At 40.5% G+C, this 22,283-nt stretch carries 17 protein-coding genes; 6 read left to right on the top strand and 11 right to left on the bottom strand.

From position 1 onward, the window contains the following. Window positions 1–12: 12 nt before the first annotated feature. The 6 genes from IJS99_02285 to tal all read left to right on the top strand — a co-directional run bounded on the left by IJS99_02285 (window position 13) and on the right by tal (window position 8,012). Window positions 13–852: a transketolase gene (locus tag IJS99_02285; protein MBQ7560651.1), complete on the top strand. Its 840-nt coding sequence runs from the start codon at window positions 13–15 to the stop codon at window positions 850–852. Further along, window positions 845–1,780 (top strand): hypothetical protein, encoded by a 936-nt coding sequence (locus IJS99_02280; GenBank protein MBQ7560650.1) that lies wholly within the window; start codon window positions 845–847, stop codon window positions 1,778–1,780. Before IJS99_02285 ends, IJS99_02280 begins: the two co-directional genes overlap by 8 nt. A 124-nt stretch (window positions 1,781–1,904) precedes the next feature. After that, window positions 1,905–3,374, top strand: a complete 1,470-nt coding sequence (gene glpK / locus IJS99_02275) for a glycerol kinase GlpK (protein ID MBQ7560649.1) — start codon at window positions 1,905–1,907, stop codon at window positions 3,372–3,374. A gap of 49 nt (window positions 3,375–3,423) precedes the next feature. Then, entirely contained in the window at window positions 3,424–5,337 is a 1,914-nt protein-coding gene (locus tag IJS99_02270) for a transketolase (GenBank protein MBQ7560648.1), read from the top strand. Beyond that, window positions 5,338–6,933 (top strand): FGGY-family carbohydrate kinase, encoded by a 1,596-nt coding sequence (locus tag IJS99_02265; GenBank protein ID MBQ7560647.1) that lies wholly within the window; start codon window positions 5,338–5,340, stop codon window positions 6,931–6,933. It abuts the gene before it with no gap. 11 nt (window positions 6,934–6,944) lie between these two features. Beyond that, the gene (gene tal, locus IJS99_02260) at window positions 6,945–8,012 is read left to right on the top strand and encodes a transaldolase (protein MBQ7560646.1); all 1,068 of its coding nucleotides are present in this window, start codon (window positions 6,945–6,947) and stop codon (window positions 8,010–8,012) included. Here tal and IJS99_02255 read toward each other — a convergent pair. From IJS99_02255 to IJS99_02205, 11 genes are all read right to left on the bottom strand, one after another. Beyond that, on the bottom strand, window positions 8,005–9,036 hold the full coding sequence (locus tag IJS99_02255; protein MBQ7560645.1) for a galactose mutarotase: 1,032 nt from the start codon (window positions 9,034–9,036) through the stop codon (window positions 8,005–8,007). The two genes, tal and IJS99_02255, sit on opposite strands and share 8 nt — an antisense overlap. 137 nt (window positions 9,037–9,173) lie before the next feature. Next, complete coding sequence (locus tag IJS99_02250) at window positions 9,174–12,197, bottom strand: DEAD/DEAH box helicase family protein (protein ID MBQ7560644.1); 3,024 nt, start codon at window positions 12,195–12,197, stop codon at window positions 9,174–9,176. A gap of 1 nt (window position 12,198) precedes the next feature. Next, window positions 12,199–14,103: a site-specific DNA-methyltransferase gene (locus tag IJS99_02245; GenBank protein ID MBQ7560643.1), complete on the bottom strand. Its 1,905-nt coding sequence runs from the start codon at window positions 14,101–14,103 to the stop codon at window positions 12,199–12,201. Between the two features lie 103 nt (window positions 14,104–14,206). Beyond that, window positions 14,207–15,241, bottom strand: coding sequence for a S8 family serine peptidase (locus tag IJS99_02240; protein MBQ7560642.1), 1,035 nt, complete (start codon window positions 15,239–15,241; stop codon window positions 14,207–14,209). Between the two features lie 78 nt (window positions 15,242–15,319). Then, on the bottom strand, window positions 15,320–15,985 hold the full coding sequence (locus IJS99_02235) for a S8 family serine peptidase (protein MBQ7560641.1): 666 nt from the start codon (window positions 15,983–15,985) through the stop codon (window positions 15,320–15,322). 15 nt (window positions 15,986–16,000) lie between these two features. Continuing rightward, a complete protein-coding gene (locus IJS99_02230) occupies window positions 16,001–17,686 on the bottom strand; it encodes a S8 family serine peptidase (protein ID MBQ7560640.1) in 1,686 nt (561 codons plus the stop codon). A 25-nt stretch (window positions 17,687–17,711) separates the two neighbouring features. Beyond that, complete coding sequence (locus IJS99_02225) at window positions 17,712–18,077, bottom strand: hypothetical protein (protein MBQ7560639.1); 366 nt, start codon at window positions 18,075–18,077, stop codon at window positions 17,712–17,714. A 24-nt stretch (window positions 18,078–18,101) separates the two neighbouring features. After that, window positions 18,102–19,832, bottom strand: a complete 1,731-nt coding sequence (locus IJS99_02220; protein ID MBQ7560638.1) for a S8 family serine peptidase — start codon at window positions 19,830–19,832, stop codon at window positions 18,102–18,104. A gap of 49 nt (window positions 19,833–19,881) precedes the next feature. Next, entirely contained in the window at window positions 19,882–20,562 is a 681-nt protein-coding gene (locus IJS99_02215; protein ID MBQ7560637.1) for an ABC transporter ATP-binding protein, read from the bottom strand. Between the two features lie 232 nt (window positions 20,563–20,794). Beyond that, entirely contained in the window at window positions 20,795–21,205 is a 411-nt protein-coding gene (locus IJS99_02210) for a DUF4418 family protein (GenBank protein ID MBQ7560636.1), read from the bottom strand. A 39-nt stretch (window positions 21,206–21,244) separates the two neighbouring features. Continuing rightward, window positions 21,245–22,189, bottom strand: coding sequence for an alpha-1,2-fucosyltransferase (locus IJS99_02205; protein ID MBQ7560635.1), 945 nt, complete (start codon window positions 22,187–22,189; stop codon window positions 21,245–21,247). Between the last annotated feature and the right edge of the window lie 94 nt (window positions 22,190–22,283).

Raw genomic sequence — 22,283 nt, 5'->3', positions numbered from 1 at the left:
ATTATGCGCAAAATTAAGAACGTTAAAGATTTAAGCGTGAAGGCATTTGACATTAGGCGCGATGCACTTGATATTATCATGTCAGGCGGAGGCGGTCATATCGGCGGGGACATGAGCGAGCCGGAAATTTTATTAACTCTCTATGAACGCATGAATGTAACTCCGGAAAATCAAGACAGCCCCGATCGTGATAGATTCGTTTTAAGCAAGGGGCATTGTGTAGAGACTCTATATGCCGTCTTGAGTTATGAAGGATTCATGAATCTTGACGAGGTGAAAGCAAAATTTTCTCGTTTCGGCTCTGAATATATAGGACATCCGCATAATACTTTACCCGGTATAGAAATGAATTCGGGCTCTCTAGGTCATGGCTTGTCAGTAAGTGTAGGAATGGCACTCGCAGGAAAAATGGACAAGAAAAATTACCGCGTTTATACTTTAATGGGTGACGGGGAACTCGCCGAGGGTTCAGTCTGGGAAGGTGCTGCGGCCGCTGGTCATTATAGACTCGATAATTTGTGCGCATTTGTAGATCATAATCATTTGCAGATTTCCGGAAATGTCGACGACGTTTTATCGCCCGGCAATATTGCTTTGAGATTCGAGGCTTCAGGCTGGCACGTTATAAATGTAATGAATGGGAATGACATTCAGCAAATCAGCGACGCATTAGACGTAGCAGAACGCACAAAAGGTTGTCCGACCGTAATAATCGCTGAGACTCTGAAGGGTAAGGGCTCGCCCATCATGGAAAATAAAGCGGGATGGCATCACAAATTACCGAATCAGGAAGAATATACACAAATCGCCGCAGATATAGCAGCATATAAGGAGGCTTTACTCAATGGCTAATAAAATCGCAAATCGTGCTGTAATGTGTGAGGTCTTGAAAGAGGCTGCCTCACGTGATAAAAATATTGTCGTTTTATGCAGTGACTCGCGCGGGTCTGCTTCTCTGTCTTCATTTGCTGACGAATTCCCCGCCCAGTTCGTTGAAGTCGGTATTGCTGAACAAAATTTAGTGAGTATTGCTGCCGGTCTTGCTTCATGCGGTAAGAAGTCATTTGCTGTGTCGCCTGCCTCGTTTATTTCGACTCGAAGTTATGAACAGTGCAAAGTTGATTGTGCTTATTCTGATACGAACGTTAAATTAATCGGGATTTCCGGCGGAGTAAGTTACGGGGCTTTAGGAATGACTCATCATTCTTGTCAAGATATAGCGGCAATGAGTGCGATTCCAAATATGCGGGTTTATTTGCCAAGTGATAGATTTCAAACTAGGTGCGTTTTCGAGGCATTATTAAACGATAACAAGACAGCTTATGTGAGAATCGGCCGCAATCCTGTTGAAGACGTTTACAGCGAAAATAATATCCCGTTCAAGATGGACAAAGCGACGATTTTAGCTGAAGGTTCAGACGTGTTAATAGTTGCCTGCGGTGAGTTAGTGAAGGCTGCAAAGGACTCGGCGGAGTTGCTGAAGAGTCAAGGAATTTCTGCGGGCGTTCTTGATATGTACTGTGTAAAGCCTCTTGATTGTGAGACTTTATTAAATGCTGCAAAGGGTAAAAAGTTAATTCTCACAGTAGAAGAACATTCACCGTTCGGGGGACTCGGCAGTATGGTCGCCCAAGTAATCAGCGCGAACGATCCCAAGAAAGTAATAAATCTTTCACTTCCTGATGAGCCTGTTATAACTGGGAAGTCTCAAGAAGTTTTTGCGCACTACGGAATGAACGCAGAAGGAATCGCAAAAAAAGTTTGTGAGTTGCTGAAGTAAATCAAAATTTTTCACCTATTCTACTCGGCTGCGTAAGCAGTCGGGTGGGCGGGTGGGAGTAGAATAATGGATAAAAATATAGTTATCTTCACAATATCTGCACACAGAGGGAGGCCGTTTTTTATTGAGTAAATACATTCTTGCAATAGATCAAAGCACACAAGGCACTAAGGCATTATTATTTGACGATAAAGGAGTCTTACTATGCCGCACTGATAAAGCACACCGGCAAATTATTAATAATCTCGGCTGGGTTGAGCATGATTTGCGCGAAATCTATAATAACACTCTTGAGACCGTAAAAAATTTAGTCGACAAGGCCGACATAAATAAATCAGAAATTTACGCACTGGGAATCAGCAATCAGCGCGAGACTTCAGCATGTTGGGACAAACGAACGGGCGAACCTGTATATAATGCTATAGTCTGGCAATGTTCACGGGGCGCTGAAATTTGTGAGGGACTCGCAAAACAAGGACACTCGCAAATAATTCACGACAAGACGGGAATCAATTTATCGCCGTACTTCCCTGCAGCAAAATTAGCTTGGATATTTCAGAATGTTGACGGCGTGAAGGAATTAGCGGACTCGAATAATATCGCAGTCGGGACAATTGACTCGTGGCTCATTTATAAATTAACCGGCGGGCAGCGTCATCAAACGGACTATTCTAATGCGTCAAGGACTCAATTATTTAATATAAATACTTTAACATGGGACGATGATTTATTAAATCTATTCGGCATAAATAAATCTTGTATGCCTGAAATAACGGACTCAGACGGCGATTTTGGCATGACTGATTTTGACGGCTGGCTCGATAAAAAGATTCCCATTTGCGGAGTCTTAGGCGATTCTCACGGTGCTTTATTCGGTCAGGGCTGTTTGAATCCCGGCATGATAAAAGCTACATATGGGACCGGCTCGTCAGTTATGATGAATATAGGCGAAAAAATTTCTATGAGTGATAAAATTGTAACGAGTCTAGCATGGAAAATTAACGGCCGAGTCAATTATGTACTAGAAGGCAATATAAATTATACTGGAGCTGTTATAACTTGGCTGAAGGATGATTTAAAGCTGATAACGAGTCCGGCAGAAACTGAAAATTTTGCACGAAATTCGAATAAAGGCGATAAAACGTATTTAGTTCCTGCATTTTCCGGACTTGGTGCGCCTTACTGGGACTCTCATGCGAGCGCGTGCATTGTAGGAATGACCCGGGCGACTGGGAGAAATGAAATTGTCCGTGCTGCACTTGATTGTATAGCTTATCAGATAACAGACATTATTAACGAGATGAGGACGGGCGCGGGGATTCCAGTAAATGAATTACGAGTCGACGGCGGGCCGACAAGAAACAGCTATTTAATGCAATTTCAGAGCGATTTATTAAATATTCCCGTGAGAATCCCCGACTCTGAAGAGTTATCAGGCATAGGCGCGGCTTATTGTGCAGGACTCTCGGCAGGTCTATACAATAACGAAATTTTTAATAATTTAAAGCGTGTCAGTTATTCCCCTTCAATGTCTGAATCTGATAGAATTAATCTATATGACGGCTGGCTGAATGCTGTCAAGAAATCACGATAAAATTTTTATATTTATATTTATATTATCAAAGAAAGAAGGCAAAAATTTAATGGCATTAACAAAATTAACAGGCGATTCACTCACTGACGAGCAAATAAGCTCACTCAAAGCAGCAGCAAAACGAGCAAGAGCAGCAGCCCTCACTATGGTAAGTGCGGCCAAGTCAGGACACCCCGGCGGAGCTTTCTCAAGCATGGAAATGTTTTTATCAGTTTACGGGATTGCAAATTTGACTCCGGAAAATTGCAGCGACTTAAATCGTGACTATGTAGTAATTTCTCACGGTCATACTTCAGCCGGAGTATATGCTGCATTATCTGAATGGGGCTTTGTTGACAGGGACGAGGCAATGGCACATTTCAGAAATTGCGGCTCAGCTTTTCAGGGTCATGTAACGCGTGAAGTTCCCGGAATCGACTGGGGCACAGGCAACTTAGGGCAGGGACTCTCAGCCGGAGCAGGTTTTGCGCTCGCTCAACGTGCAAATAAACATAATGGCCGAGTTTATGTCTTAATGGGTGACGGCGGACAAACTAAGGGACAAATCGCCGAAGCAAGACGCATTGCCGTGAAAGAAAATTTAACGGGACTTGTAGCTCTTGTTGACTGGAATGATATTCAGATTTCAGGAGATAGAAATAAAGTCATGCCTTGTGATTTAAAAGCGTTATGGGCTGCAGACGGCTGGGAAGTTGTAGAAGTCGACGGGCATTCATTCAAGGATTTATACAGCGCGTTAAAGAATGCAGGTTCACACGGAAAGCCCACCGTTTTATTATGTCATACTGTTATAGGTAAAGACGGCCTCAAAATGGAAGGAATTCCGGATTATCACGGGAAGCCGGTAACTCCTGAAATGTATGACGAGATCATGAAACATTTAGGTGAAGACCCTGCGACTCTCACAAAAGCACTCGAACGACGCAAACAAGGTCCGAGCTATAAAGGCCGCAAAATTGATTATCCTTCAGCACCAGTTATCGAGACAGGCACGCCATTTAACTACGAGGGCGCAAAAGTCAGCGATAATCGCGGGGCATTCGGTAAGGCACTTGCTGATGTAGGCAAATTGAATTATAAGAAGGACGGCAAGACTCCCATTTTAGTATTCGACTGCGATTTGAAACCTTCTGTTATGACTGGCGGATTTATGAATGAGGCTCCGGATAATTTCATTCAGTGCGGTATTCAAGAACATTGTGTTGCTACTATGTCGGGAACTGCGAGTATTGCCGGCGTTGTCTCTTTATGGGCAGATTTCGGCGTGTTCGGCATTGATGAAGTATTCAATCAGCAGAGACTCAACGATATAAATCACGCAGGAAATAAAACGGTTTTGACTCATGTCGGACTCGATGTCGGAGAAGACGGGAAGACTCATCAATGCATTGATTATGTAGGATTATTACATAACACATTCGGATGGAAATTAGTAGTACCTGTTGACCCGAATCAGACTGACAGGGCGACCCGCTGGATGTTAGCAACTCCCGGAGATATTTGTTTAGCAGTAGGACGCAGCAAAATTGACGGCTTGAAAGAGTTCACAGGCGATTATAAATTTGAATACGGCAAAGCTGTTAAATTACGTGAGGGCAAAGACGGATCTATTTTCGCACTGGGTTATACGGCTCAGATCGCATTAAAGGCCGCAGATATTCTTTCACGCGACAAAAATTTGAATGTTTCAGTCTGGGCTGTATCTTGTCCGTTATCTCCTGACATGGACGCAATAAAAGAAGCAGCAAAGACGGGGCCGATTCTCACTGTTGAAGATCATCACGTTAATACTGGAATGGGCGCGATTATGATTCTTGAGGCAGTAAAAGCAGGTCTCTCGCTCCCGAAAATTAAGACACTCGGCGTGAATCATTATGGAGCGTCGGGAACTTCTGATCAGGTCAGAGTCGAAATGGGCATAGATGCCGACTCAATCGTTAAAGAGTTCTTACAGGTGAAATAAATGGACGCGCGAGAATTAATTAACTCCGCAAAAACTGCACTGGGAATCGAATTCGGTTCGACTAGAATAAAAGCTATATTAATCGACTATGACGGCCGAGTCTTAGCTTCAGGTTCTCACGAATGGGAGAATAAATTAATTAATGGAGTCTGGACTTATGATTTAGCGGACGTTGACGCAGGTTTGAAATCTTGTTACTCTTCATTGCGTAAAGACATCGAGTCAAAATATGGAATAACCCCGAAAAAGTTCGGAGCTATAGGAATCAGCGCAATGATGCACGGTTATATCGCTCTTGACTCGCAAAATAAGCAGCTCGCACCCTTTCAGACTTGGCGCAACACTAACACGACCGAGTCCGCTGATTTCTTGACGGAATTATTTGATTTCAATATTCCCTTAAGATGGTCAGTAGCTCATTTGTATCAAAGAATTCTAGACAATGAGTCCCACGTTAAGAATATTTCAGGAGTATTTACTCTTGCTGCTTACATGCACTATAAATTAACCGGGCAGAAAGTTATAGGAATCGGCGACGCTGCCGGAATGTTCCCGATTGATTCCGAAAAATTAGACTATGACGAGTCAATGATTTCAAAATTTGACGCGTTATTAAGCAAATCGGGCTATGATTTCAAGCTGCGTGATATATTCCCGCGAGTCTTAGTTGCCGGCGATAATGCAGGAAATTTGACTCAAGAGGGCGCGAAATTACTTGACGAGTCCGGAAATTTAGAGCCGGGAATTCCTTTATGTCCACCTGAAGGCGACGCAGGGACGGGAATGACTGCAACAAATTCAGTAGCTCCGAGAACTGGGAATCTTTCAGCGGGCACGAGTACTTTTGCAATGATTGTACTTGAGCATAAATTATCGAAATTACATCGTGAAATTGACATGGTAACGACTCCGTCGGGATTCCCCTGCGCAATGTCTCACGCTAATAACGGAACTAGTGATTTAAACGCTTGGATCGAAATTTTCAGCGAGTTCTGTAATTTAATGGGAATCAAAGCAGACACCGGCGAATTATTTAACAAGTTATACACTCATGCATTGAGCGGCGATAAAGACTGCGGGGGCTTGCTTGCATATGGCTATTATTCAGGTGAAAATATCACGTTCATAAATGAAGGCCGGCCTTTATTTGCGAGAATGCCTAACAGTAAATTTAATCTTGCTAATTTCATGCTTGTGAATCTATATACTTCACTCGGAGCTGTTAAACTCGGCATGGATATTTTACTGAAGGACGAGGGCGTTAAACTTGATAAAATAATGGGACACGGCGGACTCTTTAAGACACCTCTTGTGATGCAGAAAATTTTAGCCGCTGCAGTAAACTCTCCTGTCAGTGTATTATCAACTGCAAGCGAGGGAGGCGCGTGGGGTATTGCCTTATTAGCTGCTTACATGGTAGACGGCAAGAAAGACGGCAAACTTGAGAATTATTTAGACTCGCGGATATTCAAAGATTTAACGGGTGAAGCAGTGAGTCCTACTCCTGAAGAAGTCGCAGGCTTTGAAGAGTTCACGAGGCATTATTTAGCAGGTCTTGAAATTGAGAAGGCCGCAATAAATTCTATGAAATGGTAGGAGATTATTTTATGAAAACTAGTATTCATGAAGCATTTGATCTCGGTCAAAGTATTTGGCTTGATTACATAAGCCGTGATTTAATTGCGTCGGGCGGGCTTAAAAGCTGGATCGATAAGGGCGTTGTCGGAGTTACAACAAATCCGTCAATTTTTGAGAATGCAATCGCGAAAACTCAAGACTATGACTCGGAAATTGCCGCGCTCGCTAAAGAAGGCAAGACTCCCGCAGAAATTTATGAGATTTTGACATTACAGGAAGTCGGAGCCGCCGCAGATATTCTTAAACCTGTATATGACTCGACTAATGGCAAAGACGGTTATGTGAGTCTCGAAGTCAACCCGTTAATCGCGTCCGATAAAAATACGACAATCAGCGAGGCCAAGAGATTATTTGCATTACTCAACCGCCCGAACGTCATGATTAAGATTCCCGCAACACCTGAAGGAATCGCGGCACTTAAAGAATGCATTGCAGGCGGCGTAAATGTAAACTCGACTCTTATTTTCTCGCAGGAACAATATATTAACGTTGCAAGGGCATATATCGAGGGTGCAAATAAGGCCGGTAAACAAATTGCGTCAGTTGCTTCTGTGTTCGTGTCTCGTGTTGATACTGCCGTTGACGCTGCACTGCCTAAGAATGACGATTTAGCCGGAAAAATTGCAGTCGACGGAATTAGACTCATGTATCAGGAATTCAAGAAATTATTTGCGAACGAGAAATTTATTCAGCGTCCATTATGGGCAAGCACCGGCACAAAGAATAAAGCATATTCTGATGTCAAATATGTTGAAGATTTAATCGGCCCTGACACTGTAAATACTGTACCGCCCGCAACTCTTGACGCATTTGTTGATCACGGCCACGCGGCATTAACTCTTGAGAACGATTTAAACGAAGCCGAGTCAGAAATTAAGAAATTATCATCACTCGGCATTGATTTCGATGCTATTTGCGCTAAGTTACTTGCTGACGGTCTGAAGGCATTTAACGCAGCTTTTGAGTCCCTTATGGAAGCTATCAAGACTAAAGCAACCGGACGAAGCGAGCATACTATTTCAGGCGCATTTATTTAAATCTATACGTGATATAGCATTTAGTGAGCTGTCCTGCTTTAATTATTACATTAGGGCATGACGGCTCATTTATATTCATAGCATTAGGGAATTGCTGGCACTCAAGCGCGAATCCTTCATGATTGTTATAATAAGCTCCGTTTTTGCCCGGAGTATGTCCGATTGAATTCCCCGAATAAAATTGTAATGCGGGCATGTCTGAATATACTTCGAGAGTGATTCCGGTTTTGTCGCCCGTTATAATTGCGGCTGGCTTGTCATGTTCGGGAGTCTCGTAGCAGTGATCATAACCGCCGTTAGCATTAATTATTTCAGGCGAATACGTAAATATCCCGTCTATAATTTTGCGCGGTTTAGTGAAGTCAAACGGAGTCCCCTCTACACTGACAGGCGGCCAAGCTGCTAATAATTCACGATCGGCCCTGCAATATCGAGCAGCATTAATTAATAATTCGTGATTCATAATGCTCCCGTTCCCGTGCCCGTTCAAGTTGAAATAATTATGATTCGTGATACTCGCCGGAGTGTCTTTATCGCAAATATATTCATACTCCATTTTTAAAGCACCGTCAATAAATGAAGCCCGCTCGGTCAAAACAAAATTTCCGGGGAATCCGCAGTCAAGATCAGGAGACTCAAGCCTGAACTCAACGCAATTATCTTTAAGAGTGCTAGTGAATAATTTTTTGCGGAAACTCTGAACTCCGCCGTGTAAAGTATTTCGCCCGTTATTTCGCTCTAAATGATAAGTTACGCCGTTAAGTGTAAATTCTCCCAGCGCGATTCGATTCGCATAACGTCCGACAATTGCCCCGAAATTCCGCGTGTCCTGCAAATATTCATTCAAAGTGTCATAACCGAGTGTTACGTCATATAATTTGCCGTCATTTGCGAAAACTTTTGTCTCGATTATCGCACATGCATATTCAGAAATCGTAACGCTTTGACCTTTCGAGTCTATAAACGTGTAATTATAAACTTTGCGGCCGTCCGGCATTGTACCGAATAAAGATTTATTTATCATGAAATTTTCAGCTCCTGATTCAAATATATCAATAATATTATCATATTTTGAGCCGGCAAATTTTTATTTATGCAAGATATTTATTAAGCCCTGAAAACTTTTGACTTTCCGGCAAAATTCCAAGCTATATAAATAATTTATTTATGCAAGATACTTATTAAATCATCTAAATTTCTTACTTCTTTATATATAACATTCTGACTTGAGAGACGAGCGAATAATTTTTTAGCACATTCTATTTTTGCGTATTCTATAGGCCGTAAAATAACGCTTTCAAGACTACCCTTTGTCTCTGCTATAAAATAAATTTCGCGTTTATTCTCGTCTCTATCATTATAGACTATAGCCCAGTCCGGGGAATAATTGCCCATAGGAGTCGGAATTGTAAAACTTCTCGGCAATTTAGCATAAACACAAACTTCTTCGGATCTCTCTAACTCTTCCCGCATATCCTTCTCTACTTTGCTGTCAAGAATTGCATACGGCTGGACGTTCTTTTTTGATTCAAGTGCATGAGTAAAATTTAAATCAGTCCCATTTTTGCCCATTGTAAAAACTGAACTGTCATAGCTTTCACTCGTCATGTTATAAGTTACCTGCTGAATTATAATCCCTGCACGCTGAGTATTTATTAAATGTGTTACTTGCTTTATGAACTCTTCAGGATTTAAAGCGAACATTTTAAATTTTTCCGAGTCAATTCCCTTTAGAATATCGGCAACACTCCGGCGGGTTAATTTAGTGTCTCTTGCTATCTCCCCTATAAAATCATATTTTGCGCTGCTTATTCCTGAAAGTTTTATTTTTTCCGTGCGGGTCTTCTCCTGTCCAAAGTCCGAAAAATTTTCTTGAATCCCCGTTGTTATCGTGATAAATGCTTGACTGATTGATAATTCTTTATTGATTGCAGTGATAGATTTCTTTATTAATTCGCAGCTGTCAAATTCTGCCCTGTATGAATACTTGTGATTAATCAAGCTCCATAACCTTTGGAACTCTTCACGGAAAAAATTTTTATTCAGGGGATTCTCAAGTATCTTAGCTGCTCGGCCGTCGTCAATCATTTCGCGAATCAGACTCGAGTCAAAAATTGCACGTATTATCTTGTGAACTCCCGCATTTATTCCCGCCGGTAATTCTGCTAGATTATTATTATCGCTGTCATCATGATATTTTTGCGTGATATTATCTTCAAAATCTATATAATCATTCTTAATCAAATAATTATGAATCTTTCTCGCGTCTATTTCACTAATAATAATTTCTTTACCGCCGCTAATAAATTTCTTGCCTGTAAAATATTCAATATCTGCCTTTGTAGGACGATTATATAAATCTTCAATGATCCCCCGCTGAAGTCCTGCTACAAAATCATTATAACCGTCTGAAGCTATAACAGTTAATTTATTTATGTCGAAAATTTTATCGCTCAAAAAATTTAAATCCATTCTTGCGCCGTCCTGATTAACGCATAAACGCAAGCCCCGCCCGACCTCCTGACGCTTACGAATTGGCGAGTCCCCCCCGTGTCTCAACGTACAAATCTGAAATATATTAGGATTGTCCCAGCCCTCACGCAAGGCCGAATGCGAAAATATAAATCTCACAGGCTCATTAAGACTCAATAATCTTTCTTTATCGCGCAAAATTAAATCATACGCAGAAATATCATCGCTTGAATCATTGCCGCGTTTTACAGTGCTGTTTACTTTGCGGCCGTGCTTATCAATCGAGAAATAACCCGCGTGAGTCCTCTTAACGTCAATATTTCGCAAGTATTCACTATATGGCGTATCAAGATTTATATATTCATTCAGGAGTGAATTATATTCGGACTCAAAAATTTCGCCGTATTCTGAATTAGTCTCGCAGCCTTCAGAGTCATATTTCCTGTATTTACTGACTTCATCAATAAAGAATAGTGATAAACACTTTATATTTTGCGTAAATAAATTTTTTTCCTTCTCGAAATGCGCCCTTATGGTCTCGCGAATCTGCAAACGCCTTAAATAACTTTCTGACACGTCGCCAGCTGCCTCACCGACTCTAATTTTTGCCATATTCGTGAAAGTTACAGCATTCTCCCTCGGATCTATATCACTCACAATAAAGCCGTTATACTGACTCATTTCTCCTGAAAGTTTATATAAATCGTCGCCGGCCTTAATTATTCGCGTAATTCTTTTATTGCCGCGTTCAAATTCGAGTCTTGCTTCAGGTGCTTTACTGGGTGAAATTATTATATCGCTCAAGTACATATAACTATGAGTGCCGGGCAAATTCTTAACGTCAAAACATTTCACCTCAATTTTTTTGACGAGTTTATTAATAAATGCGTCATATGCGTCGAGTACATAAATTAAATTATGATGCTGCTTGTGAGTCGCTGAATAGTTCAGGGCAAATAACGGCTTGAATTTCTTTATCCCTGCCAGAGTCTTAGCTCCTCCCATTTTTTGAGGCTCATCAAGTATTATTATAGGCCTGTTCGCTGCAATTATATCAATGGGCTTGCGGCTCCCGAAATCATCGCGTTCACTGTTGATTATGCGGTAATTCTTGCTGCCTTCTTTAGAGTCAAAATTTGCATTGAACGCCTGAATATTTATAATCATTACGTTTATTCCCGAGTCTTGGCTGTAAAAATCTATTTCATGCAATTTATTAGAGTCATATACAAACGTTTTCGCAATTGTCCCGTAAAGCTCCATAAAATGGGACTGCGTTATGTCAAAACTTTTCTTGACACCCTCACGAATTGCAATACTCGGCACTATCACTATAAATTTTTTCCAGCCAAATTTTTTATTAAGCTCGAACATAGTTTTTATATAAGTATAAGTCTTGCCCGTCCCCGTCTCCATTTCTATATCAAGAACGCACGAGCCGATTTCGTTATTTACAGAGTCAGAAAGTTTTATATTATTTCCTGTCTGAACGCGCCGGATATTCCGCAGTAAATCATAATCACTCAATGAAACGCCGTGATTCCCGTAACCTGTATAAAGCAAATCATCATTCTTGAAAATTTCGCCCGTCTCCTGCTCGCTGACATCGCGCCTATACGTGAAATAATATTTATAATTCTGACCCTCGAACACTTTTATAACGCTGTCTACTGCTTTTGTTTGATATTCCTGCTCCGTGAACTTGAACAGCATATTAAATCACGCTCCTTTTTGTGTCAGGGCTGTATGTCTTGAAAATTTGCTCAAAGTTCGTCATTACACTGTCATTTGCCATGCCGCTGTCTCTGAATACTGCGTAATTCGGCCTTCTCTTTGCTATATCTATCACGGTGTTCTCTGTTATGTTGTCATCAAAGCAAGCTATTAAATAATTATCATTCACTATAAAAATTTTCTTGCCGAACGTGAAAGCTATATCAATTTTTGCAGATAAATTTATTCCCAGACGCAGCATTGAATGAATTAATAAATCGTCCGGCGTCCTGTCAGGCTTTATATTATCAGCAAATAATTCTATAGTATCCTGCTTGAACTCCTCAGGGAATAAATAAACGTCTTTAATATTGCTTGAGTCAACTCTGAACACGCGAAAACCCGTATCAAGCTCGTTAGTAGTCAGAGGCAGTGAGTCGCGGATTTTACGGCCTGCACGTCTGATTCTTTCTTGGCCGATTTCGCAAATATTTTTATAGCCCGCTTTGAATGCCTCAGAATTTACCGGAGTCTCTTCAGGAATTTGCACAAGTATAAATTTTCGATTGCCTCCGTCTTGAGCGTTTATCCTGAATACGGCATCGGCTGTTGTTGCTGATCCTGAAAAGAAATCAAGAATTATGAAATCATCACCCATAATTGAAGAAATAATTTCTTTAATCACATTAACATTTTTCGGATTCTCAAACGGTAAATCATAATCTTTTGCGATTTGCGATACTTCCATATCTGTCCAATCACTTGTGCGCAATGTTGTATCATATGGAGGTATCCAACACTGAACACCGCCATTTTTGCCCGTTGCGTCAGGGATTCTACGTATAAATCTCATATTTGAATCATTCATACGCCAATAATCTTCAAGACTCATTTTATCGGCAAAATCTTTCTCATATTTGCGATAATTTTCTATAGCCTCATCAGCAAGTTCCTTCTGCCATCTCCATTGCCCAGTCGTTGGAGTAAATCCTAATACATCATAACGCATTGTAGGCCTATCTGCATTACTCCAAAATACATTCCATGAACCTTTTTCGGGTTTATCATCCTTATCAAATCGCAACGGTCTGAACATAAATGATGATGATTTTGAGTAAACAAGCATATATTCACAACCTATATTAAAACTTTTCAAGCCGTCATTTGCAAATTGTGCATTAAGACTCTTAACTCGTCTACGTAATAATATTTGATTCCTAAAATTTTTCTCCCCGAAAATCTCATCACAAATCTTGCGTAAATTAGCGGCCTCGTGATCATCGATTGAAATAAATATAACTCCGTCATCGCTCAATAAGTCCCTTGCTATTCTCAATCTTGGATAAATCATATTAAGCCAGTTAGTATGAAATTTGCCGTCAGTCTCTTTATTTTGAACGAGTCTATTTCCTTCGCTGTCTCTTTGTCCTGATTTCTGTTCGTGTTCGCTTTGATTCTCTGAAAAATTATCCTGATAAATAAAATCATGTCCGGTATTATAAGGCGGGTCTATATAAATCAGCTTAATTTGCCGCAAATAAGTCTCTCTTAAAATTTTCAGTGCGTCGAGATTATCGCCTTCGATATAAATATTTTCGCTGTCGAAATTGCCCGGTGTGCTGTCTTTGCCTGAAGATTTCTCGCGTATAGGCCTGAGAGTCTTTGTAGTGGGCTGTGCTGCCTGACTCATAATCAAATTTTTATCCGGCCAAGTGAAAGAGTAAGACTGCTTTGTGTTATTTATGACGGGTGCGGAGATTTCGCGGCTCAAAATATCGGCGTTGATTGATCTAATTAATTGCCCGTTGTCGTCTTTAGATTCAGTTACAGCCTCAGGGAATAAATCACAGAGAATGCGAAATTTTTGATTATATAAATCTTCAGTGAACGCGCTAATTTTTTGCATGAGTTTGAGCCTCCCTAGTGAATTTACTAGATAATAGCACACACAAAAAAATCCTGACAAGTTTTGACTCATCAGGACGTGTGGAAAAGTTGACTATTTCAAATTATTTTCTCTTAATGAATACAGCTAATCCCGCAAAAAATGCCATCCCCGCAAATGCAAACGAGTTACAGCCTCCGCCGCCGCTGCCTATAACTTGATAATAATCTTCTGATTCAGGAGTGGGAGTCGGACTCGGAGTCGGTGTTGGCTCAGGAGTGGGAGTCGGACTCGGTTCTGGAGTCGGCGTTGGAGTTGGAGTCGGAGTCGGTTCAGGCGTGGGACTCGGTGCTGGTGTATCGTCTGAAATAATTTTAGCGAGTTCATTTAATGCGCCGTTCACGTCAAGAAGTCCATATTTGGAAATTATGCCCGTCCCGTCAAGTACTTCATAGGGCTTGAAACCTTCTTTTACTTGTGTTACGAGTTCCGCAAATTTTCTATCTGCTGTATCTTGTGAGATAATACCTTCTTCCAGCCTGCTATCAATAGCAGATTTTATGATAGAAATCATTTCGTCGCATTTGACTTTATAGGGGTAGACGGCGGGATTAATATTTTTGTTAGCTCCCTGAATAATAGCTTGCTTTAACTGTTGAGGCGTGGCCTGCGGATATTTTGACGCGATAAGAGCTATAGCACCTGTAACGTGAGGGGAAGCCATAGAAGTCCCATCAAGTGATCTATAAATATATGGAGCTGCTCCGTGATTTTCTGCGTTGTAGTATTCAGCGTCGGGGGTGTAAAGACTCATAATACCGACACCGGGGGCGGCTACGTCAACACTTTGTCCCCAGTTAAATGAACTTGCGGTGTCATTTGAGGCAGTAGCTCCGACGACGATTTTATTGTTTAAGATATAATTTGCGGGATAAACATATTGACCTTTTTTGAAAACAGGGGCATCTCTACTTTGCATGTCGTGCCATTCGAATTCGGGCTGATCGAAAGGGGTCGGGACGCTGTTATTTATGCCGTCATTTCCTGCTGAGATTACGAACACAGAATAATTCTTATTATCATATGCTTTATAGGCCAAATAGGCGGCGTTATCATTCATTTCTTCGGGAGCATTTGACTCATAACCGCCGAACGACATATTAATTGCAGCGACTTTGATTTTGTCAGTACTGATAATTTGTATTAAACTATCAAGAGCTGATATAACATCATTATCTTAAATGCCTTTGAAGGGAATAATTTTCACGTTCCAGTTAACGCCGGCGACACCGATATTATTATTGCCGACTGCTCCGACAGTTCCAGCGACGTGAGTCCCGTGTCCTACTTCGTCAAGATCCCATTTATTATCATATGTGTTAGTGAAATCTAGGGCGTATTTTTCTGCGAGATTTGCCGTTAAATCAGGGTGCTTATAGAATCCCGAGTCAATTACAGCAACATAAATATCTTGACTCCCCGTTGTAGAGTCCCATGCTTGAGGCGCGTTAATTTTTTCGAGTCCCCATAATTCATTATAGAATTCGTCATTAGGAGTCTTAGAAAATTTATTGATTCTGTTCGGTGAAGCTGCTATAACGTCATTTCTTTGCTTGAGTGCGTTAATTAACTGCTCGGTCGTCAACACGTCTGAATGAACATGAACGAAAATTTTTCCGTCTGATTCAGAAAGAGTCTCATAAGCGGCTTTAACTGAGGCATTAACGGAATTTGCCGCGGCATGTACTGAATTATGAAGGACTCCGCCTGCCCTGAGTGCCGAACGTGTAACAGGTTGATTTGCGCTGAATACTACAATAGCATCACCCTTTACGTAATCTTCAGCAAATGCGCAGGAACTTGCAAGAACTAGCAATAAAGATAAAGCAAAAAATTTTTTCATGTTATGACTCCATTCTTATAAAATATATTTGCGAGAAATCAGGAATAAAGAAATCGCCGCAAAAATTATTATCCCGCTTGTAAATCCTGTATTACAGCCTGAACTGCTGTTCTTAAGGGGAATAATAGAATCATCTCCGCCGCTATCACCTTCAGGCGTTAAATATTCTCCATTCGCTACAAATTGAGATAATTTCTCAAGGGCCGCGCTTAAATCAATAAAGCCGTATTTTGAGACTTTGAAATTTCCGTCGTATTGCTCGTAGTCCTTGAGTTCCTGCATAACAAATTGAGTGAACTGCTCTATTGCTATTTGTCCCTCTTCAGGCGTTAAAGCTCCTTGATCGATTGAGACATTAACGATTCTAATTTCATATATTCTAGCTGCATATTCACACATAAGTTGATAGGGATAAACGAGGGGATTTATATTTGAGTTCGCACTCTGGAAAATTGCCTGTTTTACTTGATTCGGTGTAGCGTCAGGATATGCAGACAAAAGAAGAGCCGCCGAGCCTGTTACATGAGGAGCAGCCATTGAATTCCCCTGCATTTCGCGATATATATCTTGACTGTTATATGTGCTTAGAATCTGGGAGCCGGGTGCAGCAACGTGAATATTATCGCCAAAACATGTAAATAACGGTGCTTTATCAGATGAGTCTATAGATCCTACTGAGATTACATTATTCAAACCCGTATAAGAAATAGGATAATCATAATCTCCTTTGTTAAATGCAGGTTCGTTGCTGCCGTATAAAACCTGCCATATAATGCCCGGTTCTGTAAAAGTTATCTGCCCGCCCTCTTTTATGCTTTCATTTCCGCCGGCAAATATTAATAATGAACGATTCAAATTATCAAATGCCTTATAAGCAGTATATGCAGCGTCTTGAGTCAGTGCTTCTGTAGGAGTCATACTTGCATAATTACCGAATGAGCAATTAACGGCCGCGAGATTCATATTAGGATTATCACGTAGAAGACCAGTTAAATAATTCAACGCGCTGATTATTGCAGAGTTCGGCATACCTCCATTTGCGTTTTCTATTTTTAGAGGGATGATTTTAACTTTCCAGTTTACGCCGGCGATTCCGATGTTGTTATTTCCTACTGCGCCTATAGTCCCGGCAACGTGAGTCCCGTGTCCGTTTTGATCTGTCCAGCTGTCAGTATTTCCGAAATTTTGAGCGTATTCAGTAGCTAAATTTGCAATTAAATCGCTGTGTTCATAAATTCCCGAATCCATGACAGCAACGTAAATATTTTCGCTGCCCGTTGTAGTGTCCCAGACGGCGGGGGCGTTCATTTTTTCGAGTCCCCATAGATAACTATAAAATTCGTCATTAGGCCGGTTTGCTCGCGGATAATTTATATAATTCGGTGAGGCTGCGAGAACGTCATCACGCTTTAATAGATCACTTATTAACTGCTCGGTCGTCTTTGTGTCCGAGTGAATATGCAGGAAAATTTTATTATCTGCCTCCGACAAGTCATTATAACTAGTCTTAATTGAAGCTCCGAGAGAGTTTACAGCAGCATTTACAGAAGCACGGAGAGTCCCTGTTTCACTGAGTCCTGATCTAGTTACAGACTCGCCTGATTTGAATACGACAATTACATCGCCCTCAATGAATTCACCGGCAAAAGCAAACGAACTCACTAAAGAAATTATTACACAAGCTAATAAAAATTTTTTCATGATAAATATTACTCCTAATAAAAATTTATCTTGCGCGCATTCTGACTCGGTTAATACGATTCGGCGAGGCTGTTACGACATTAGGATTTGCCTTAAGAGCTGCTATCATTTTTTCGGTCGAGTTAGTATCAGAATGTGCTAAAAAATGGATTTTGCCGTCTGCCCACGAAATAGCGTCGTAAATATTCATTAATTTTGCGTCAATGGGATCTAACGCGCTTGAAATATATTCGCTGCATTCGGGACTCTCAAGAAAATTTGTAGTAATCTCGTTCACGCCTTCAGGAGCCAGCATAACGACTAATACATCGCCTTCAACGAAATTTGACGCTGCGAATGAGCTGGCACATGCAAGAATTAACATGATACAAGCTGATAAAAATTTTCGCATTATATGACCTCCTAAAATAAAATATTATTTCGCGTGATTATAAAACTTTTTTGCAGATATAATCAATACAGCAAAAATCATTAAACCTGCGAATCCTGAATTACAACCGGAGCTGCTGCTGCTTCTCACTGGATAATAGGGAGTCGGGTCCGGGCTGGGAGTCGGAGTCGGGCCGCTTGAGTCTTCAGGGTCTGCGGGCAGTTCGTCAGGGGTCAAATATTGAGAGTTTGCTACATATTGAGAAAGTTTATCGAGCGAGCCTTTAACGTCAATAAATCCATATCGAGAAACTTTGCCGGTGCCGTCAAGTGATTCAAAATCTCTGAGTCCTGTTATCATATTCTGAACATATGAATTAATTGTAGACTCGCGGTCTTTTTCCTGTAGTTGACCTTCTTTGATCCGGTTGTCTATTTGCTTTGTGATTACTTCTTTATATAAAGCACATTTATATTCATACGGATAAATAACAGGATTTATATTTGAGTTTGCCCCGAAAATTACAGCGGCCTTTATTTGACTCGTTGTAGCATTTGGATATTTTGCGGCAAGAAGTCCTATAGTCCCGCTAACATAAGGCGTGGCCATTGATGTACCGTCAAGAAATTCATATTGCGTGTTATCGTAAGTGCTTAAAATTTCTTGGCCGGGTGCTGCAACGTGAACCCAGTCGCCCCAGCATGTGAAATCGGTTGCCTTGTCAGCTGAATTAATAGCACCTACAACAATTAAATTATTTAGTCCCGTATATGACGCAGGATACATATAATCACCTTTATAATATTCGGGGCCGTCAAATCCGAGCCATTCGTGCCACTCGTAATAAGGCTGATCGAACGGTGCGGGCTTACATGCTGCGATTGCTTCATTTCCTCCTGCTGCAACTAGTAAGCAGCGATTTAATTTATCAAACGCACTGAATATACTATACATTGAGTCATACATTCTAGCTTCTGACGGAGTATAAGAACTATAACCGCCGTATGACATATTAAGAGCTACAATTTTCATATTAGGATTATCACGGAGCAGGCCCGACAAATAATTTAAAGTATCAGCTACGGCACTATCAGGGAAGTAACCTTCTGAGTTAGTCGCCTTAATGGGAATAATTTTGACTTTCCAGTTTACGCCGGTTACTCCGATTTCATTATTACCGACCGCGCCTATTATTCCTGAAACGTGAGTCCCGTGTCCGATTGAGTCATTTGCCCAGTCAACATTATCGCCGAAATCACGCCCGTAACCTGTCGCAATATTGTCAAGTAAATCGGGATGCTTACAAACTCCGCTGTCCATTACTGCAATATAAATATCTTCGCTGCCTGTTGTTATGTCCCAAGCTGCGGGGCAGTTCATGCGCTCAAGTGCCCATAAATCGCCGTAAAATTCATCATTTGGACGAGCCAGGGGTCTATTAATTTTGTTAGGTGAGGCAGAAATTACATCATCGCGTTTCTTGAGTTCGTTAATTAATTCTTCAGTTGTGAGTGAATCCGAATGAACGTGTACGAAAATTTTTCCGTCAATTTCTGAAAGAGTCTCATATGCTGCTTTTACAGCTGCACCGACTGAATTAACAGCAGTATTTACTGAAGCAAATAAATGTCCGTCTTTCTTGAGTCCTGATGCTTTAATTACTTGGCCTTCAGGAGCTTTGAAGACTACTATAGCATCACCTTTTACGAACTGCCCGGCGAAAACGCTCGAACATGTTAGAGCAAGCAATAATAAAGCTAGTAAAAATTTTTTCATGGATTAACAAGTCCCTTCTATTAAATAAATAACAAGATTATAACGCGAATTATAATTTATTGCCGATTAAAAGATTGCCGCTGTTCATTGTGTAAATTTTATTGCCGTATTTAAGAGTATCTAAATCATGAGAGACCATTAATATAGTAACGCCTTCAGAGTTCAGGGCCGCAAAAATTTTCATGACCTCACAAGCCGAGTTAATATCTAAATCTGAAACTGGCTCATCAGCTATAATGATTTCAGGGTGATTTATCAAAGCACGGGCAATCAAGACACGCCTTAATTCACCGCCTGAAAGCTCATCAGGAAATGAGTCAGCAAGTCCGGAAATATTAAATTTTCCTAGCAAATTCCGCGCGTATTCTTCAATATTATTATTATTATCACGTGAATAAATACAGGCAGGCAATAAAATATTTTCTATGACGCTCAAATTTTCGAGTGCCGAGGCTCCCTGCGGAATGAAACCGATATTTTTGCTGCGAATTCGTGAAAGCTCGTTATCATTTTTGCGTGAAATGTCCTGATTGTGATAAAAAATTTGTCCCGATGTCGGAGTCAACATGCCCGCGCAGATATTCAAAAGTGTAGATTTGCCGCTGCCCGAACGTCCTATTATGTTTATGAAGTCTCCTGATTCTATTTCGAGATTGATATTATTCAAAACATGAAAGATTCTCCCGTTCCTGTTATAGTCCTTGCATAAATTTTTTATTTGAATCACTATATAAGCACCTCACGTGAATTATTTAGCAAAATTATAACCTAACTAGCTTTTTATGAGTCCCCCCCGCCCATCCGAAGAATCCGACTCCACGCACGCGAAAAATTATTTAGTGCCATTCACAAAATTTATATTAATCGCGCATATTCCCCCGCACATACAGGGCTATATCCCTCGTAAATATTGACTCCTACCCGCCCGCCAGCCCCCCGATCCGATTCGCTCGTTCGTGAAATTACTTCTTGCCGAGTATAAAATTTATCGTAATATCAACTATGCAGAAAATTATTATTAACGCCGCAATTATTCCTACAGCCGGAATAGTCAAAGCTCTGCAGGAATGTTCAGGATTTGCACATAGACCGCACGCCCATTTTGAGCCGGAAATTTTTATAATTCCATTTGGAACGAGCCAGCACATAACAGCACAAACTCCGGCAAAAATAACGCACAAACTAGAAAAATTTCCATAAATAGCAATTAACGCAAATAATATTATTAAGACTCCCATTAAGCAAATAAATACTCCCGAATAAAAGCAGCTCATGAAAGCCCCGTCCGGCCTAGTGTCATTACAGACAGGAAATAATACAAACGGACTCAACGCGAGAATTAAGCCGGCAAGTAAAATAAATTTTTTAAGCATTATTATATTCACCCTCTTTAAAGCAATATAATATTATACTCAGCTAATTTTAATCCAGCTTTCAGGCAATAAATATTTTCCGTGTTCGGCATTCTCATACCATAATTTTACGTCAGGAGCGATTATAATTTTATTCGGGTTCTCGTTAAGCCATGCCCCCCACCAGCTGAAAGTAGACGGAGCAACTATAACGTGATTGCATATTGTCATTAGTGCCATGTCCTGCGGGGGAGTCTGTCCGTCAATAAAATTATATTTTGCACCGGGATAAATTTTCGTGAGATTCTCGCGACAGTAATTAATATCATCGCTGAATACAAAGAATTCGGGAGCACTTGTGATCGAGTAAATTTTTTCGATTGCTGCCCTGATATATTTTACACTTAAATCTAAGAAATTCGGAAAAGTCATTTTATCGCCTAGTCTTACATGAAGGGCAACAGAATTACACGATTTTATTTTATTTGCTAATTCAGGATTAAAACATGAGTCAGCAAATTTTAATTTTTTACGCACTAAATCAGATATATTCATAAAAATTTTTTCTGATTCACAATAGCCTGTTACACATATATTATCTGACATATCATCAAAATTTCCGATCAAATTCGATATATTGTAATAATATATTTTCCCGCTGACTGCATTCGGGACTAATTTGTGAAATATTTTGCGTATTAATCGTCTAAAAATATGCTGCTTTCTAATAGGCTTATAAGCTATAAAATTTTCAAATGCTGCTCTGAATGCTGTTGACGTTGAAATTATTTTCCTGATGTCATGAAAATTTGCGTGGCGTTCTGTTATTGCCGGAAAATTTGCGCTTGATAAATAATAATCTCTGTATTCACTAGCTGAAAATCTTACGTCCCATGAACCTAATATTAATTCAGTGTTGAGTCTATTTGCTAAAGATAGTCCGGCAGCATACATAAAAAGTTGATTCCCTATTCCTGTACAGGAATTTATATACATGATAATCATAGACTCACGTACTCCCGTAAGAATGAGAATAATAAAATATTTAATTGTGAATAGAAATTTTTTACAAGACAATAATTACTGGTCTGGTCTGGTC

This window comes from Synergistaceae bacterium (assembly GCA_017444345.1).
Taxonomy (GTDB): domain Bacteria; phylum Synergistota; class Synergistia; order Synergistales; family Aminobacteriaceae; genus JAFUXM01.
The sequence above is the reverse complement of the archived record's forward strand: the minus strand, read 5'-3'. Positions and strand labels throughout refer to the sequence as shown.

Excerpts from the sequence above, each read along its gene's own strand:
- IJS99_02225 (MBQ7560639.1), bottom strand. The coding sequence starts at position 18,077 with ATGCGAAAATTTTTATCAGCTTGTATCATGTTAATTCTTGCATGTGCC.
- IJS99_02210 (MBQ7560636.1), bottom strand. The coding sequence starts at position 21,205 with ATGCTTAAAAAATTTATTTTACTTGCCGGCTTAATTCTCGCGTTGAGT.
- IJS99_02280 (MBQ7560650.1), top strand. The coding sequence starts at position 845 with ATGGCTAATAAAATCGCAAATCGTGCTGTAATGTGTGAGGTCTTGAAA.
- IJS99_02270 (MBQ7560648.1), top strand. The coding sequence starts at position 3,424 with ATGGCATTAACAAAATTAACAGGCGATTCACTCACTGACGAGCAAATA.
- IJS99_02245 (MBQ7560643.1), bottom strand. The coding sequence starts at position 14,103 with ATGCAAAAAATTAGCGCGTTCACTGAAGATTTATATAATCAAAAATTT.
- IJS99_02230 (MBQ7560640.1), bottom strand. The coding sequence starts at position 17,686 with ATGAAAAAATTTTTATTAGCTTGTGTAATAATTTCTTTAGTGAGTTCG.
- IJS99_02265 (MBQ7560647.1), top strand. The coding sequence starts at position 5,338 with ATGGACGCGCGAGAATTAATTAACTCCGCAAAAACTGCACTGGGAATC.
- IJS99_02205 (MBQ7560635.1), bottom strand. The coding sequence starts at position 22,189 with ATGATTATCATGTATATAAATTCCTGTACAGGAATAGGGAATCAACTT.
- IJS99_02220 (MBQ7560638.1), bottom strand. The coding sequence starts at position 19,832 with ATGAAAAAATTTTTACTAGCTTTATTATTGCTTGCTCTAACATGTTCG.
- IJS99_02255 (MBQ7560645.1), bottom strand. The coding sequence starts at position 9,036 with ATGATAAATAAATCTTTATTCGGTACAATGCCGGACGGCCGCAAAGTT.
- IJS99_02235 (MBQ7560641.1), bottom strand. The coding sequence starts at position 15,985 with ATGAAAAAATTTTTTGCTTTATCTTTATTGCTAGTTCTTGCAAGTTCC.
- IJS99_02250 (MBQ7560644.1), bottom strand. The coding sequence starts at position 12,197 with ATGCTGTTCAAGTTCACGGAGCAGGAATATCAAACAAAAGCAGTAGAC.
- IJS99_02240 (MBQ7560642.1), bottom strand. The coding sequence starts at position 15,241 with ATGTCGTTCGGCGGTTATGAGTCAAATGCTCCCGAAGAAATGAATGAT.
- tal (MBQ7560646.1), top strand. The coding sequence starts at position 6,945 with ATGAAAACTAGTATTCATGAAGCATTTGATCTCGGTCAAAGTATTTGG.